The sequence below is a fragment of the Niveispirillum sp. FG156 genome, from assembly GCF_057809555.1.
The window spans coordinates 94977-111847 of the sequence record NZ_JBMDKE010000021.1 but is presented as its reverse complement, the minus strand read 5'-3'; the positions used below and the strand labels follow the sequence as shown (position 1 = coordinate 111847).

Below are 16871 nucleotides of genomic sequence, written 5' to 3'. Positions count from 1 at the left end.
ATGTCGGCTGGCTCTTCTCAGACCGGCGATACACCGATCAACCCAGCTTCCCGGCACTGGCCATGATCGCGATGGTCGAAACCAAGGTCGAACGCGACGGACGCACACAGCGGGAAAAACGATACTACTTGTCTTCCGCCACCTTGGATGCCCAGACCTTCGCCCGCGCCGTCCGAGCCCATTGGGGCATCGAAAACCGGCTCCACTGGGTCCTCGACGTCGTCTTCCATGACGACCTCGCACGCCTCAGATCCGGACATGGCCCCCAAAACATGGCCATCGTCAGGCATATGGCCATGAATATCATCCGAAACCCAAACGACAAGCACAGCCTAAAGGTCCGCAGAAAACGCGCAAACCTCGATCCAGATTATCTCGAAAATATCATTCGAAATTCAGGGCCGTTAATCTGAAGCGATTCCCCTGTTTTGAGGGTGGGAACGGTATCCCACCCTCACAGTTACGTTCAGAGTACCAATTCGGCGTTTGAGATGCTGGCCACGCCTGTAAGTGTGACCTCCAGATCGGCATCGCCGTCGCCGTCCCGATCGGCCAGCAGCTTGACGTCGCTGCCCGCCACAACCCAGCGCAGTTCACCCGCCACGCCGGAGAAGGTCGTAGTGTCGATCCAGATAAAGGACTGAAAGCCGGCGGTGCCGTTGTCGGCATCCAAGCTGGTCAGATCCAGCTTGTCAGCGTCGGCGGAGCTGAAGTCGGTGACGATATCCCCGTCATCGACGACAAAGCGATCCGCCCCAGCCCCGCCGGTCAGCGTGTCGGCACCAGCCCCGCCATCCAGCGTGTCATTGCCGGTACCGCCGGTGATGCTGTTGGCGGCGGCGTTGCCGATGCCGGTGAAATCACTGCTGCCGGTATAGGTCAGATGCTCCAGGTTGATGCCCAGGGTGTACGCGGCCAGCGCCGTTTCCACGCGGTCGGTGCCTTGGCTCGCTGCCTCGGTGATCGTGTCGCCGGCATCATCCACGACATAGACATCGTCGCCTGCGCCGCCGGCCATGGTGTCGGCCCCGGTTCCGCCATCCAGCCGGTTGGCTCCGCTGTTGCCGGTCAGGATGTTGGCCAGGTCGTTGCCGGTGGCATTGATGGCGCCGCTACCGGTCAGGGTCAGGTTCTCCACATGTGTCGACAAGGTGTAGGTGACGGAGGATTGAACGCTGTCCGTTCCCTCGCCCGTCAGTTCGGTGATGATGTCGCCGGCATTGTCGATTGTGTAGAGATCGTCACCGGCCCCGCCCACCAGCGTATCGGCACCGCCGCCGCCATTCAGGCTGTCATTGCCCAGACCGCCCTCCAGGCTGTTGGCGGCACCATTGCCGGTCAACAGATTGTCGCCATCATTGCCGACGCCGTTGATGGCGGCCCCACCCGTCAGGGTCAGGGTCTCCAGCACGCTGGTCAGGGTGAAGCTGATGGAGGATTGCACGATGTCGGTGCCTTCGCCCGCCTGTTCCACCACGACGTCGCCGATATTGTCGACAATGTAGGTATCGTTACCGGCCCCGCCGACCATCGTGTCGGCACCGGTCCCGCCGGTCAGGCTGTCATTGCCGTTGCCGCCGGTCAGGCTGTCATTGCCATTCCCGCCCGACAGCGTGTCATCCCCGTCCAGACCGTCCAGCGTGTCGTTGCCGGCGCCGCCCGTGATGGAGTTGTTGGCGCCATTGCCGGTCCCGGTGAAGTCACCCGTGCCGGTAAAGGCCAGATGTTCGACATCGGTGCCCAGCGTATAGGCGGCAAGGCTGGTGCGGACCGTATCGGTGCCGCCGCCCGCCGCCTCCACCACGACATCGCCGGCATCATCGACGATGAAGGTATCATTGCCCAGGCCACCCGCCATGCTGTCGGCCCCGACACCGCCATCCAGCGTGTCGTTGCCGCCAAGACCGTCCAGTGTGTCATTGCCGGTGCCGCCGGTGATGGAATTGGCGCCGCCATTGCCGGTGCCTGAGAAATCGCCTGTGCCCGTAAAGACAAGGTTCTCGATATTGGCCGCCAGCGTATGGCTGGCCAGCGCCGTGCGGACCGTGTCGGTGCCCCCTGTATCCGTCACCACTTCGCCGGCATCGTCCACGATATAGGTGTCATTGCCGGTGCCACCGGCCAGCGTGTCAGCCCCAGCCCCGCCATCCAGCGTGTCATTGCCCGACCCGCCGGTGATGGAATTACCCGCAGCATTGCCCGTGCCCGCGAAGGCGCCGGTCCCGTTGAACACCAGATGTTCCAGACCCGCCCCCAATATGTAGGCGGCAAGGCTGCTGCGGACGGTATCAATCCCGGCGCTGTCGATGATGGTGTCGCCCGCATCGTCGACAGCATAGGTGTCGTCACCATCGCCGCCATCCAACGTGTCAGCGCCGGCGGCCCCCCGTCCAGCGTGTCATTGCCGGCCCCACCCTTGATGGAATTGGCTAAGGCGTTGCCGCTGCCGGTGAAAGTGCCGGTGCCGGTGAAGGTCAGGGTCTCGATCTCCGCAGACAGCGTATAGACATTGGCGCTGGACCGGACATGGTCATTGCCACCGCCCGCCAGTTCCACCACCTGATCGCCCGTTTCCTCCACATCATAGAGATCATCGCCCGCACCACCGGCCAGCGTGTCGACCCCGCCCAGACCCGCCAGCGTGTCAGCACCCGCACCGCCCGTGATGAGGTTGGCCGACGCATTGCCGGTACCGGTGAAGGTGCCGCCGCCGGTATAGGTCAGGTTCTCAACGTTGGCCCCCAGCGTGTAGGCGTCCAAGGTCGTGTTAACGCTGTCCGTCCCGCCACCCGCAGCTTCCACCACAACATCATCGGCGTTGTCGATGATGTAAAGATCATCACCGGCACCGCCGTTCAGCGTATCGGCACCACTGCCGCCATCGAGTGTGTCAGCACCGATGCCGCCGTCGATCAGATTGGCCAGCGCATTGCCGGTACCGGCGAAGGCAGCCATTCCATCATAGGCCAGATTCTCTACATTAGCTGACAAGGTATAGGCGGCAACGCTGGCAATGACCTGATCTGTGCCTGCGCCTGATGCTTCGACGATCAGATCGGCGACATCATCAACCACATAATGATCATCGCCGGCCCCACCAGCCAGTGTATCGACCCCGCCAGCGCCATCCAGTGTATCGGAACCGGTTCCACCAGAGATGGAATTGGCGGTGTTGCTGCCCGTGCCGGTGAAATTGCCTGCACCGATGAAGGTCAGATTCTCAATCTCGGCCGAAGAGGATAGCGCATAGGTGTTGGCCTGGGTCCGCAGTGTATCTATGCCACCGCCGGCCAATTCGATCACAAGATCGTCGGTGCTGTCGGTGGTGTAAGTATCGTTACCAGCATCACCGATAAGCGTGTCAGTGCCACCTTCACCCGACAAGGTGTCGTTGCCCGCACCGCCGACCACGCTGCCATCCAGCAAACTGCCCTTCCCATTGAAGTTTCCCGACCCGGTATAGATCAGGTGTTCCAGGCCATAGGCCAAGGTGTAGCTGGACAATGTTGTCTGAACAGTATCAATCCCGCTGAAATCATCTATCAGGTCGCTGGCATTATCCACGATGTAGGTATCGTTGCCTTCACCGCCGACCAGTGTGTCAGCGCCACCACCACCGTTCAGCGTATCGTCGCCTGCACCGCCCCGGATGCTGTTGCCTTGACTGTTGCCCGTGCCTTCAAAATTACCGGTGCCAACCCAGAACATGTTCTCGACGTTGGCCGCCAGGACCACACCGGAAATGTCGGCATAAACGGTGTCATTGCCAGCCCCCGCCGCTTCAACCACGACGTCTGACAAACTATCCACCTTGAATATGTCATTGCCGGCACCGCCAACCAGCGTGTCATTGCCTGTGCCGCCATCCAGGTAATCATCGCCATTACCGCCGATCAGACTGTCATCGCTGCCCAGGCCATAGATCACATCATTGCCGCCCAGGCCGTTGATTTTATCACGGTACGGGGTACCGGTCAGACCATCGTCACCCGCTGTACCCGTCTGTTCGACAAAGTCATTGACCATGACATTGGGATCACCCCAGGCGCGGGTATAGATATATCCAGCACTATCGGTTAACTGTCTGGCCTGCTAGGCCGTCACCCATCCGCCATCGGCACGAGCGGCCAGGGAAATACGATAATCCTGCGCATCATCGTTGGTATTGGACACCGGAAACTCAACACCGACCTTAGCGCCGAGCTTGTCAAATCGCTGAGCAAACATTTTCGGCGAACCGCCAGCTGTAACGTCTCCATGGTTGACCCATCCCACGATGAAGCCCCCATCGGCCAAACCGGCCACGGATACCTCCAGCTGATCATAGGTGTTGGATGTGTTGCCTACGAACTCGTCGCCGATCAGTTGTCCCGCCGCGTCGATGAACCGAAGAACAATGCCATAGCCAGCACCGTCATAGCCTTGGCTGGACCAAGCCGCCACATATCCGCCGCCCGCCAGTGCTGAAATGGCCGGCTGCGTTTGATCGCCCGCTGTACGTCCAACGCTGATATGGGTCTCGTCAGTCAGAGGCGACCCAAAACGATCAACGAGACGGCCATATATTCCCGTGCCAGACCCATCCTGGCCTGCAGACTGCCAGATGACATAGGAGGTGCCGTCAACACCCCCTGCAACGTCCACGGATGTTTGATTGCCCGTCAGATACTGATTGAGCTTATAAGATTGATTCTGGGCAACATTATTGGCATTGAAAACCCGAATAGCAATATCGTACCCGGTCGGCCCGGAGTAGTCATAGTCTTCGAAAGCATAGACGTAGCCTCCGTTGGACAAAGCGGCTACTTCGGATCTGTTTTGAAATGCAGAGTCTCCGGGTGCAACATTAATGTCACCGGTTAGCGCCGTGCCATTAGCACTGAACCGTCGGCCAGCCAGGTCCCAGCTGCCGTTGCCATGCCAGGTGACGAAATAGCTTCCATCCTCCAAAGCGGCGATGGAGGGCCTATCCTGATCACCTTCATAATTGGCATTTACCCGGAACTCCCCTCCCAGTTTGCTCCCGTCCGCCGCATAGCGTTGGGCATAGACCCCCCTCGTCGGGCCATTTACCGTCGTACCCTCATCACTGGATGTCCAAACGAAGACATAGCTACCGTCTTTCAGGACGGCGACATCGGGGTCGCTACCAGTGTGGACCGGATTGGCACGGGTTTCACCAGTGACGGCAAATGCATCCGGGGACGCGGTGCCATTGATCGTCACCGTGACCGGTGCGCTCCAACGTTCACCATCAAAAGCGCGGACCTGGACGGTTTCCGCACCTGATCCAACCACCCATTTCAGATAGGGCATCTGTGAGGCAGACACCGTGAAGGGGGTGCCGCTGGCTTGACCACCGCCATGCAGCAAGAACTGCCCACCGCCCGCATTATTGTCGGTGAATTCATAAGTAATGATTTTGTGTTCGCCGCCCGGTACGGTTGCCGTGGCCGCGTCGATGGCGACATCGAACAGTTCGAGACCGGCAATGTCGCTGCCCGCAAAGGCGGTCTTATCGGTTGCGACCAAGACAGGGGCGTCCACGGCATGCCCCCAGAACCGGCCATAAATACCGCTGCCATAGCCATCCAGGCCAATATCATCCCAGAAAGCCACCCACCCGCCATCGGCGCGCGCCGCAATCGCAGGAACTTTCTGGTCGCCGCCGACGCGGTTATTCATCCGGAATTCAGACCCGACGGAAGCGCCGTTCGTGTCGAAGCGCTGCGCATAGATGCCGTAGCCAGACCCATCCTGATTCTCGGAGTGCCAGGCCACCAGCCAGCCACCATCGGCCAGGGCCACCACTTCGGCGCCGGACTGACTTCCAGGGGTAAAGGTATTGATCAGATTTTCAGCGGAAGTAGGTTGCCCTTTTCCGTCCAGGTGCATGCCATAGACGCCATAGCTACTGCCATCCTGGTTGAGGGATAGCCAGATGACTTGGTAGCCGCCGTCTTTCAAGGCGGTGACGGAAGGGCCAGCCTGATTATCCGAGGTGTTCTGGTTGATCTGGAACTCAGAGCCCAGGAAGTAGCCGTCGGCGGACATCAACCGGCCATAGACGCCATATCCAGAGCCATCCTGTCCGGAGGATTGCCAGGATACCAAGAAGTCGCCGTTGCTTCCGGCCGTTACACGGACATTTGTTTGAAATGACCCGCTATACTGGTTCACCTTGATGTCGGTGCCACGCCCCCCTTCAGGACCATAGACACGGACATGGACGTCATAGTCTGTCGTACTCACCTGGTGGGTAAAGGCAACGGCGTACCCTCCGTTGGACAGACCCGTGATGCTGGACAGTTCCTGATCGCCCGCCGTCGTTGTGTTGATGCGGAACGCAGCCGCCATCGGACTGCCGTCGCCATCATAGCGCCGGGCATGGATTGCGTTGCCGGACGTGTCGCCCCCGCCGATTGTCCATGAGACGACAAAGCCGCCGTCCACCATGCTGGCGATCGCGGGATTGATAACGGAACCCGTAGACGAAGCGGAAATTACAAACTCCGACCCCAGCTTGGCACCCGCCGCGCTGTAACGCTGCCCGACAATGCCCTGAGCTGCGGTCTGCCACACAACAACGATGGTGCCGTTATCCAGTTCCACAGCCTGGGGATTGGTTTCGTTGTTCGTCGTCGTGGTGTTGGCCCGCAGCAGGCCCGTCTCCACAAAGGCCCGGGCCGGTGCCGTCGTGTAGATATTGGCACTGACGGACGCGCTCCAGTTCACGCCGTCAAAGGCGCGGATCTGCACCTGTTCGGTGGCAACACCTGCGGCAGCAATCCATTGCACCGTATGTAACAGATCGGTCGTGACGGTAAACGGCGTGCCGCTGGCCTGCTGCACGCCACTCACCGTGAAATAGCCACCCCCAGCCGCATTGTCAGTGAACTCATAGCTGCTAACCGGGTGATCTCCAGCAGGCCGGGTGCTAGAAGCGACGTCATCCACCAGATCAAACAGCGCAGTAGCGCCCACCCGCCCGTTGACCCCCACATTCTGATCCGTTGCCGCCAAGGTCGGCGCGGCATCGGTCGGTGCAAAAATGCGCATGTGCACATCGAATGTCCCGTCAGCGCCTTCATTCAGCCAGACAAGATTCCAGCCGCCATCGGCCCTGGCGTCTACGGAAACATTGCGCTGGTCGCCCCCGACCCATTGATGAAGTTGGAATTCGTCGCCAACCCGGTTGCCTGTACCGTCATAACGTTGGCCATAAAGACCAAGCCCATCCCCGTCTTGTCCCTGCGACTGCCAGGTGATCAACCAGCCACCATCTGCCAGATTGGTTACGCTGGGTCCGTTCTGGTCGCCAGTTGCATATGTGTTGACTTGAAATTCCCCACCAACAAGGTTCCCGCTGGCATCGACCCTCTGGCCGAAGATGCCAAGACCGGTGGTCGCGTCCTGGTTGGTGGAAACCCAGACGACGAGGTAGTCCCCATTTGGCAAGGCCGTCAAAACGGGGCCGGCCTGATTGCTGGCCGTTGTAGAGTTGATGCGGAATTCGCTTCCGCTGGCGCCACTGGTGAACAGTACAAAGCGGCCATAAATGCCGTAGCCGGACCCATCCTGATTGTTTGATTGCCATACGACCAACGAATGACCATTTGCGCTCCCCACTACCGAAGCGTTGGTCTGGAGCGAAGAAGTATATTGGTTGAGTTGTATGGGATTGCCCCAGGCTGTGCCATCCGGCTTATAAGAACGCGCAAAGATGTTGTAATCCGTGCCAGTAGTTGCCTCATGACTGAACGCCACGATGAAGCCGCCGCTGTTGAATGCACCGACTTCGGAAGCGAATTGACCGTTGGCTGTTGTCACGTTCACGCGAAAAGGTGCCGCGACTGCGGTCCCGTCGGCGTTGTAACGGCGTGCATAAACCCCCTGACCGGACCCGTCCTCTCCGGTGGATGTCCAGCTGATGACATAGCCACCATTTGAAAGAGAAGTAATTGATGGATCGTTCTGGTCACTGGTCGTATATGTGTTAACTCGGGTTTCCGACCCCACCATATTTCCTAAACTATCGAACCGCTGATGATAGACACCGTATCCAGAGCCATCCTGAGCTGAAGAAGACCAGGCGACGACATAGCTGCCATCATTCAGGACGGTAACCCGCGGCTGCAACTGGTCTCCGGTAGTATAACTATTTACTCTCTTGACATCGCTAATCACCATCGGGGTGGTCATAAATGTAGTCATTTTTTATATCCTCGTATTGTAAGATGGCGTCGTATATAAATACTTGTATGTCTAAATAAATTTAATTTTCTAAAATTGAATATGACATATAATTATCGGTAAATTCCGGCTCCTCTTGATTTGATGGTCTCCGTAAGGAAGGAGGGGCGGGTAGAAGGTTGAGCTGATGGGCCCTTGGCCCCCGACCGTCGCCGGGGAGGCTGATATGCTCCATTTCGAATGAGCCTCGTCACACCCAGGTCATCACGTAGATCAGGACAAAGGTCGTTTGTCAGAACACGGTGTGATCGCCCCGTTCGGCGCGCTCCTGTCCGCAGATGACGCGTGCGTAGAACTCGACCAGGGTATCTTTCCCCGTCGAAGGCGTTGCGGCTTCGTCGTAGCATCCGGTAGCGGGATCAAGAACCAGCATTGATTGAGTAGCGTAATAGCGTCCGATCCGGGCAAGTTCCGCCTTGTCCGCGAGGGTGGGTGAGAACCGTCCCGCGAAGGCCAGCCCGGCGATGATGGCATCAAGCAGGCCCACCGGCACGCGACTGAAACGGGGTGGGCGTTTCAGGAGTGCGAACAGCATCTCGCCCTGCTGCTTTGGCGTTAAGGCGGGGCCAGGGCCACCGATCGGCAGGATACGGTTCTGGCACACCGGATCGTCGAGACATTCGGCAAGAAAGGCCCCAAGATCTTCATCGCTGATCGGTTTACAGGCGGTGATCATCCCATCGCCGAACATCAGATAGGGCTTGCCGCTTTTCACCCGCTCGATCTGGCCGGAGAGCGATTTGAAGAATGCCGTAGCGCGCACGATGGAATAAGAGAGCCCGGATTCGATCAATGCCGTTTCGAAAGCCAGCTTTGCCTGCTGGAAAGCCAGAAGCGGCTTCTGCACGCAGATGGCAGAGAGCAGAACCATCTGGGAAACACCGGCCTCCTTTGCTGTGACGAGCGCGTTCAGATGCGCCTGATGATCGATAGCCCAGGCGTCTTTCGGCGTGCCCGTGCGGGAAGCGAGGCAAGAAACCAGAGCATCAAAGCGCTCGCCATGGAACCCGTCACGCTTGAGAGACGCGGGGTCCGTCACGTCACCATAGCGCAAGCGGGCACCCGGCAGCAGGAAGGCGCTGTCCTCTGGCGTCAGCCTTCCGCCGACACCGGCGCGCGGTCGGATGAAGCAGATGACCTCATGCCCGCGTGCCACCAGAGCCCGGACCGTTGCTTGGCCGATCGTGCCGGTCGCGCCGAGCATGAACACCCGCTTGGCCTGCGCGGCAGGGGGCGGAACGGGCCGGGGATGGGGCGGTTGATCAGTCATGTCTGCCAGACATTGTTTACATCATCCGTTCAAGACCGGAATGGGCAAGGGAGCAATCCCACCCAGGGATACCGGATGAGTTTCATCTTAAAGGACTCTCAACGCCAGAATGATTGCTATGAAGCGTGTATGTCACCTGCTGTTTCTGGTCAGCGTTGCCGGGTTCGGTGGCATGGCCATCTGGCTCTTGCACAACTGACCACCGCGAGTGGCGCCCGGACCGTGTTGTTTGCCAGACCAGATAGTATCAGTGGAGGTGGCTGCCCGTCGGGCACCTTCGCCCTCTGCCCAATCAACCCATTTGTTCAGCGTTTGCGCCGAGCCGTTGGCTTTTGCATTTGCGCGGCCGTCTGTGCGCTAACTCTTGTGGGTGGCCCTGACAAACCTGACCAGAGCCCCGACGGATCGACCAGCGGCAGCAGGCGCGTGACCCTGTCCAATGTTGTTGCCTCCACATCGACAGCGTTCGGCAGGTAGGCAAGACGGATCACGGGGCGCATCATTTGCAGGTTCCAGCCTGGAAGCACGATGCGTGTACCTGTTGCCCATGATTCAATGGTCCCGCCTGCTTTCTTGATTTCGTCCGTGAGTTGGATATCCGCGGCACGGGGGGTATCAAGCGTGATGACCATGCGTTCCTGGGGGCGAGGTACTGGCAGCCCTCGGAATTCCTGACACAGGCCAGCCCGCCACCCTCTCTCTCCGCCCAGCCTTTGTCCACGAGGGGCTTCTGACGCGTTCAACTCGTTGCCGGGTGCATCTTGCCACCCCCATGGTGTCGGCTGGGCTTGATCATCGGCAGCCCACCACACTATGTGCCGCATAATCCACCCCGCTCTTGCTTTCAGCACATCGGCTGCCGCCTGCGTTACACTCCACCAGGGTCCGTAATGGGTGCGTAAAGGGCCATGCAGCCGTGTCAGCAGCTCCAACAGGTCTTCCCGACGGGAATACAAAAGGGGAATGGGCAGCATTTCAGCTCCCAGTATGGTGAGCCAAGCCTCATCATGAGCCAGCTTACCATAGTAGCTCAGCATCAGATCCAACGTATGGTCGATCTCTATCCTTGGCTCATCGATCAAGGACTGGTCACCGACGGAAATGAGGGTTGTACGCCGCGGATGATCGGCAAAATCAAGTAACATCAAGCCCAAATCATCGCCCTGGCGCCGCCATTTTACGTAAAGCCCATCCAGTAATCCATTCTCGCGGACTACCCGTCTACCATTGGATATCTGGGTCATTTCATGACCTCCACAAGCTTGCGCTCTGTTCTGACAGCGGTGGTCATACTCCGTATGTCCAGCACCCGGCTCAGCTCTATCGCATTGGTGACAACACCAACCCTGTCTGTTCCAAGCAGGGGGCCATAGGTGTCTGGCCACCATATCCAGATAAAGGGCCGCTTACTGGCAAAGACCAAGCCATCCAGAGCGATATTGATTGGGGTACTGGGAAAATCCTGGAGAAGTCCAGGTTTGGGCATCACCAACAGCACAGGAATGTCTTCATGAAGCAAAGTCTGGGTACTGTTATATTCATACACGGTCAGCATGACGCGCCGCGTTGTGGCCAGGCCTGCCATTTTAAGGGGTAATCTGTACGGCCATTTTTCTGGTCGTTTCCAATCCTTGACCTCTGTCACCTGTTCAACGATCCATCGCAGTACAGGTGTAGTATCGACGCCGCCAATTCCGACAATCTGGATGGCTTTGTGCCCCTCATCCTGGGTACAGCCCTGATCCGACCAGATACACTCTGTCCTTCTGAGGTGCAGTGTCTCTTTCATCTTCCCGGCATGCCAGATGTGATGACTGCTGCAACAGATCGGGCAGACGCTGACATAGGGCCGGTCAATGGCGCGATCTACGCGCACATAGGAAGTGATCCCGTCCTGTTCGCATGGCTTGCACTGCCGTCCCAGTTCCCACTGATACATAGGACACCCAGGGGTACAGCAGCGTTTTGACTTATCCGTGCTACTATCTATTGCTCCAGCCAATTTGTTCAGCCAGAGGAACAAAGGGATTGTAAGCATGATCATGCAGTACTCCGATACATAGACAAGTCGTATCGCAAGCCAATAGAAGGTACCGGTGGGCGATAGGCATCGCTTCTCGATTGTCCATGCGGAGATCCAGAAGGTGATCGACATAAGGGCGAAAATGATAAATAAAAGAGCGATTGGCTCATGCGGAATCTGTAATAACTTTGTAACCAAAGCAGCTATAATGGTAAAAAGTAGCTGAATAAAAATCAATGACGTGTTACGGATAAAGGCAATTGATCGGAAAATCCCCAAAATAAATAGAGATATTTCAACGCTCGTACTGCTGATGGCGTCAATGAATTGCATCCAGAAGCCGGCGCCTTTAGAGTCTTCGGCGACCGCCAATGCGGAAGAGAAAGTGAGTAGAAAGATCGCCCAGCGAGACGCACTCAGTTCACGTATATTGGCGGGAACATTCAGCAGAAATAGGTCGCGTTCCGCCATTGTCGGTGATTCTGGCTTAGGCGGCGGGTTGCGGAAGAAGATCAGACAATGCAGGCGCCAGATCAGGGTGCGAACATGCTTGAACGTCGTCAGGCAATGCTCAGCGGCCAATCTGTCAGGTTGCGCTTCCGCCAACATGTAAACTCTCCCCCTTAATAGCCCATGACGTCCAGGTGGACAGATCCGTCAGACCATCGAAGTGCTGACTGGCGATCATCAGCGAATGCACAGAGCGGAATCGGGCCCGTAGTCCGACAAGGCGATCAAATCTGGCGCAATGCTCAAGCCATCTTGACCGTGCCGCCGGTGTGGGCAGGTGGGCAGCAACGACTGCCGGCGAAGGATCCAGCAAGGACAGCAGCGCCTCTGCCCCCGTCAGGCACAGAAACAGTGCCGCGCCATCTTGTATATCGCGGGCAAGCCTTTCCAGCGCCTCTATCCACCCGTCATTGCTGTCGCCATGCTGATCGAGCAGAACACGAGCCGGTACCAGAACGACCACGGCATCAGCCATCGCCAGCCGTTGGCCCAACACCGCCCGGTGCTCGCACTCCTCATCCGGTGGATCGTCAATGGTCCATATATGCAGAAGACACAGCTGCCGTTCGCCGGCAACTGACCGCCGCGCCATGAGCATAGGGCGGCGATCCTTCAATGAAATCCACCCCAGATCAGGTCGGGCCTGCCGCCAGTGCAGCCAGGTTTCCATCTGCCCCGGTGCGTAAGCCGGCTCATCATGGGTCAGGCAGGCTATCAATCTGGTGATCGCCTGTCTGTCCTCCATCCGCCATCCCCGATGATGTGGATCCAGGCCAAGAAGCACGACATGCCGGTGTTGTCGGTGCTCGGTCTCCACAGGTTGCATCTGCGGGTGTCCGCACCCAGCGACTTTGGCTTCGGAAAGCAGGTTCCGACGGCAATCTGGGCACCGGATCAGCGACGCACTATCGCTGGCCACGTAAGGATCTGCATGGTTATGCCACTTGCCTTGCGAAGCACAGACTTTCGGGCAGCGCCATTGCAAGACCTCAGGCGCATAGGTGCTCAGGCAGACGGAGCACTTTGGACGCGTGGTGTGTTTTCTTGACAATCGCTTCACCCCTCCCAATCGCGGATAACGACGCAACCGGCGGTCTGGTCGGTTGCTGCCGGCCTTCGCAGTACCGGAGAGCCAACGATGAACAGGCAGGCCGGGGCATTAGCCCGCAAATCTGGCAGGCGCCTGCCTGGCAATGCCCGCCAGCCAGAGGCATGTTGGTCCGGAACCACCAGTCGATAGCTCCAATCCGACCAGAGAGACGCCGTCCAGAGCGGTATTCCGCTCGGTAAACGGTTGAAGACGTCCTTATTGGCTCGGAGCAGCCGGTCCATCTCGGTCTCATCTGGCAGCCGCCCCCCTGAGGCGCCGGCAATGGCAACCGCTTCTGCTTTGGTCAAACCTATAAGCGCTGTCGCATCATTGGCCCCGGTCGGTAGAAGCTTGAGTAGCTGCTGTGGGTCACGCAGTTGACCGGGGCGCCGCCGCATCGCCGCATCCCATAATCCCGCTGCACATAATCGGCGAAATACGCCGAGATCTACGAGCGGATGCTCGGGGTGCCGCGCTCCCCCCAATTGAAAGGCCCGTGCCACCCGACCATGGGCGGGGAGTTCATGATCCCCAAGATGCCCGACGGTGACGAAGCCACCGGGAAAGGTCCAGCCCATCCGCGCAGGTACCGTCACTGTTCGGTTTCCTTCTGCAGGCGCTCATCCTTGAGATAGCCGATCTCAATCCGACGATTCTTTGCGTCGCGATCCCTTTTCTCAGTATCGGATTCTGTGACCCCATCGGGCGGGGGGCGTTGCTTTTGTTCATCGTCTGCCAAACCGATCGCGACCAGCCGCAATCGGTCCGTGCCCTGCGAATTGAGCCGCTCCTTGATTTTCTCGTCCCGTTCAAGAAAGCTACGTACGGCCAGCATGACCCGCTTTGCCCGCTGGTAGGACAGGTCATAATTGTCCTTAAAGCATTGGCATTGCGTGTCTTCGACTTTACAGACGCAGTCACGGTCTGTTCTTACTCTTGTACTATCCGTGTGGCCGATGAATTCTATCCGGTTATATTCAGGTGAATTTTTTATCGCCGTCTTAATTCTGGCGGCCTGTCCATCCATGCTGACTTGGAATTCCTCGTCTGTTAGTTCCCTTTGATCGGTTTTGCTCTGTACCGGATGCGAGGTGCCAAATTTGAAATACACCTGGACTTCGCTGGGACCCGGTATCGTGACATCAGCAGTGCAACGCGCCAGCATTTTAAGAGTGTCAAGCCGCTGGCCCGCGAGATCACGCAGAGATCCAATTTCCATCCCGACCGACTGTGCAACACGGTTCTGATCTGATGGACAGAACAGAGCGATGGGGGGCGGAGAAGCATCGGATTTCGTCAGTTTCTGTTGTTTCAACTCACGCGGACAGAGTCTCTCCAACCTTTCCCGATCTTGCTTCTGTTGCCTCTCTTCCATGTGTTTCCAGGTGCTCAACTCCTGAGCCAACCCAGGCATTGCTTCTGGCGCCGCGATCTTGCAGAGGTTGTGCTCATCTCCGCCGCCGACCATCGCCTTAATCATATATATGACGAATAGCAGCAGAACTGGGCCGAAGATGGCCATGGAGACATCGGCGAATGCGATTTCACCAGAGTTTGAGATATGGCGGCCCATCACGGAACCCTTGCGTGGTTCATGGCAACATTGACCAGTTCGCGGAACTTTTCGAGAGATTCGCAAACGTCGCGCAGCACTTGATCTTGATTGGCTAAACTGTTGTTCAGTGTTTCGATCAGCGCTTTCTCTTCAATCAGACCATTACGCATGTCCTCGCGGATGGAGGTCACAGCATCACGAATCTGACTGCCAGACTGACTGGTCGACTGATTCAGGGCGACTGCCAGGCTGGCGATTGAATCCAGGGTTTCACGCATCGTCTCGAAGCTTTTGCCGGCCGTCTGCGTGGCGCTCTTTAAATTCTCCGTGGCTTCGGACAATTGTACGGTGGACGCTGTCATCGTGTTCTGCATAGACTGCCCTGCCTTAACCAGATTGCTGGCCAGGGCTTCGCCTGCTTTAAGGGCGGATTGGTCAAGGGCGGCAGATGCCTTCTCCAGCTCTTCCCGGGCACCAGTAAGAGTGCCCGCCATCTTGTCGACAATCCCTGTCAGATCCGTCGCCGCAGTTCGGAAAATATCAGCACCTTCCTTGACGATGCCCCCGGTTGCCTTGCTCTCCGTGGTGATGGCTTGTGCGCTGTTCGCCACCCTGGTTGCGGCTTCGCCAGCGGCGGTTGCCGCCAATGCGGTCGCATTGGCGGCTTTGGTCAGCGACGAGGCCTGTTCACCCAAGGTCGCGAACCCTTTCTGGAACTCGCTGCGGGTCTGCCGTATTTCGTTGCTGGCCGTCGAGATGGCGGTGGCCATGTCGCGCAGCGAGTCTCGCGTCGCTCTGTCCCAGTTCAGCCGTGTCTCGGCGGTGCGAAGCGGAAATGCGTGAATGAGGGGCAGCAGCAGTTGTTCATGATAGATGGACCAGGTGGCCTCCATATCCTCTTCCAGGATATCCACCATGAAGCGGCCACCCGAGTGCACCCCATAGGCCAGCAGAGATGTCCCAAATGCTATCTGGAAGCTGGTAGCGATCGAAACCAGACTCACCTCGGTGATTGATGTCGGGTTGGACAGGACCAACTGGAATTGCTCATTGGAGAGAAACTGAATGAGGCCATAGAAAGTGCCGATAATCCCAACGGCGAGCAGAAGATTGACCAGCAATTGCTGAACGGAACGGTCGCGCCGCGGTTGGCCGGTGACCCGCGGCATATCAGTCAATGCGCGACTGAACGAATCAGCGTCGTTCAAGTGGCACTTACAGGCGTTCACGAGTGCCTGAATCTGATACGCCACCAAGGGAACAGCGGTAATTTCCTTCTTGCCCTCAAGGCTCTCAACTAAGTGAAGGGCTGACTCGCGACTTGGATTCCGAAATGTCGAGTGACGGATGCTCATCAGCCAGCGGATACACCCTCGATGTTTTTTCATGTCTCTTGCTACAATGAAGGAAAGAATAAATACAATAATTATAACAATTGCGAACACTATATGTGTAGAAAAGAAGCTTGTGTTGGATGATTTAGGTGTATCTATATTTTTGTCTGCGGCATTAATGTATTTTCCATTGTCATTTTTTGAATTATTTTCTGTCTTCATTGTTTCTGTGGGTGATTTTCCCTGCACTCCATCTTTTGTCTTTTCTGTTGTAGCGGATGGGGAATCTACACTGCTAACGTCCGACGACGTTGTTGGTGTGTCGGTATTTTGATTGAAGAGTGTATATGAAATAAAAATCCATAAGAATGTGGCCATGCTGGCATACAGCACGGAGCGATTTCTTCGTATGTGAACTTGATACCTGTTGGTTTTCTCGTACGCTTGTTCATCAAAGAGGTTGAAGTCAACCTGATGATCGTCCTGTTCGATTTGAACCATTCCCGATGCCCCGTTTCCTGCAAGTGAATTCTCATATAACCAAAAGAATTCAAGATTATTCTTATCCATATGTATTTACAGTTATTCGATTAAACTTGTATTTTCCTCCATCATTCGCAGTATGTATCTCAAAATATTATGTGATAATCAAACGATGTATGCTAGCAATTTGAATATGGTGTCGTAAGAACAATTGGATGGTGTTTGTGAGCGGTGAGCCGTGCCCATTCGTGCATGAGGAAGACCATAAATTCCAGTCGACGGCTGGCGCCGGTAATCGCTGCAGGCAATGTGGCGGCCATTCCCGAGTTTGCACGATCTGTGGTACGCGAAGT

Annotated in this window: 10 protein-coding genes; 1 reads left to right on the top strand and 9 read right to left on the bottom strand. The window is 57.1% G+C overall.

The features are described 5' to 3' along the window. A partial coding sequence (locus tag ACODSP_RS15010) for an ISAs1 family transposase (RefSeq protein WP_488966374.1) occupies nucleotides 1-413 on the top strand: 413 nt, incomplete at its 5' end. A 53-nt stretch (nucleotides 414-466) separates the two neighbouring features. Here ACODSP_RS15010 and ACODSP_RS15005 read toward each other — a convergent pair. The 9 genes from ACODSP_RS15005 to ACODSP_RS14965 form a co-directional block, all read right to left on the bottom strand. Next, a complete protein-coding gene (locus ACODSP_RS15005) occupies nucleotides 467-2179 on the bottom strand; it encodes a hypothetical protein (RefSeq protein WP_488966376.1) in 1713 nt (570 codons plus the stop codon). Next, on the bottom strand, nucleotides 2068-4026 hold the full coding sequence (locus tag ACODSP_RS15000; RefSeq protein ID WP_488966373.1) for a beta strand repeat-containing protein: 1959 nt from the start codon (nucleotides 4024-4026) through the stop codon (nucleotides 2068-2070). Before ACODSP_RS15000 ends, ACODSP_RS15005 begins: the two co-directional genes overlap by 112 nt. A 66-nt stretch (nucleotides 4027-4092) precedes the next feature. Then, nucleotides 4093-8202, bottom strand: a complete 4110-nt coding sequence (locus tag ACODSP_RS14995) for a hypothetical protein (RefSeq protein WP_488966372.1) — start codon at nucleotides 8200-8202, stop codon at nucleotides 4093-4095. Nucleotides 8203-8485: 283 nt separating this feature from the next. Further along, entirely contained in the window at nucleotides 8486-9523 is a 1038-nt protein-coding gene (locus ACODSP_RS14990; protein WP_488966371.1) for an NAD(P)H-binding protein, read from the bottom strand. A gap of 305 nt (nucleotides 9524-9828) precedes the next feature. Then, complete coding sequence (locus tag ACODSP_RS14985; protein WP_488966370.1) at nucleotides 9829-10767, bottom strand: hypothetical protein; 939 nt, start codon at nucleotides 10765-10767, stop codon at nucleotides 9829-9831. Continuing rightward, nucleotides 10764-12155 carry a hypothetical protein gene (locus ACODSP_RS14980; RefSeq protein ID WP_488966369.1) on the bottom strand — a complete coding sequence of 464 codons (1392 nt, stop codon included), beginning with the start codon at nucleotides 12153-12155 and terminating at the stop codon, nucleotides 10764-10766. The genes ACODSP_RS14985 and ACODSP_RS14980 overlap by 4 nt, the downstream gene beginning before the upstream one ends. Beyond that, nucleotides 12133-12801 (bottom strand): hypothetical protein, encoded by a 669-nt coding sequence (locus ACODSP_RS14975; RefSeq protein WP_488966368.1) that lies wholly within the window; start codon nucleotides 12799-12801, stop codon nucleotides 12133-12135. The genes ACODSP_RS14980 and ACODSP_RS14975 overlap by 23 nt, the downstream gene beginning before the upstream one ends. A 937-nt stretch (nucleotides 12802-13738) precedes the next feature. Further along, nucleotides 13739-14719 carry an OmpA/MotB family protein gene (locus ACODSP_RS14970; RefSeq protein ID WP_488966367.1) on the bottom strand — a complete coding sequence of 327 codons (981 nt, stop codon included), beginning with the start codon at nucleotides 14717-14719 and terminating at the stop codon, nucleotides 13739-13741. Next, nucleotides 14719-16605 carry a hypothetical protein gene (locus ACODSP_RS14965; protein ID WP_488966366.1) on the bottom strand — a complete coding sequence of 629 codons (1887 nt, stop codon included), beginning with the start codon at nucleotides 16603-16605 and terminating at the stop codon, nucleotides 14719-14721. Before ACODSP_RS14965 ends, ACODSP_RS14970 begins: the two co-directional genes overlap by 1 nt. Nucleotides 16606-16871: the final 266 nt, after the last annotated feature.

What these genes read in the sequence shown, in the direction of transcription:
- ACODSP_RS15000 (WP_488966373.1), bottom strand. Translation starts at nt 4,026, where the DNA reads ATGGTCAATGACTTTGTCGAACAGACGGGTACAGCGGGTGACGATGGT.
- ACODSP_RS14995 (WP_488966372.1), bottom strand. Translation starts at nt 8,202, where the DNA reads ATGACCACCCCGATGGTGATTAGCGATGTCAAGAGAGTAAATAGTTAT.
- ACODSP_RS14990 (WP_488966371.1), bottom strand. Translation starts at nt 9,523, where the DNA reads ATGACTGATCAACCGCCCCATCCCCGGCCCGTTCCGCCCCCTGCCGCG.
- ACODSP_RS14985 (WP_488966370.1), bottom strand. Translation starts at nt 10,767, where the DNA reads ATGACCCAGATATCCAATGGTAGACGGGTAGTCCGCGAGAATGGATTA.
- ACODSP_RS14980 (WP_488966369.1), bottom strand. Translation starts at nt 12,155, where the DNA reads ATGTTGGCGGAAGCGCAACCTGACAGATTGGCCGCTGAGCATTGCCTG.
- ACODSP_RS14975 (WP_488966368.1), bottom strand. Translation starts at nt 12,801, where the DNA reads ATGGAGGACAGACAGGCGATCACCAGATTGATAGCCTGCCTGACCCAT.
- ACODSP_RS14970 (WP_488966367.1), bottom strand. Translation starts at nt 14,719, where the DNA reads ATGGGCCGCCATATCTCAAACTCTGGTGAAATCGCATTCGCCGATGTC.
- ACODSP_RS14965 (WP_488966366.1), bottom strand. Translation starts at nt 16,605, where the DNA reads ATGGATAAGAATAATCTTGAATTCTTTTGGTTATATGAGAATTCACTT.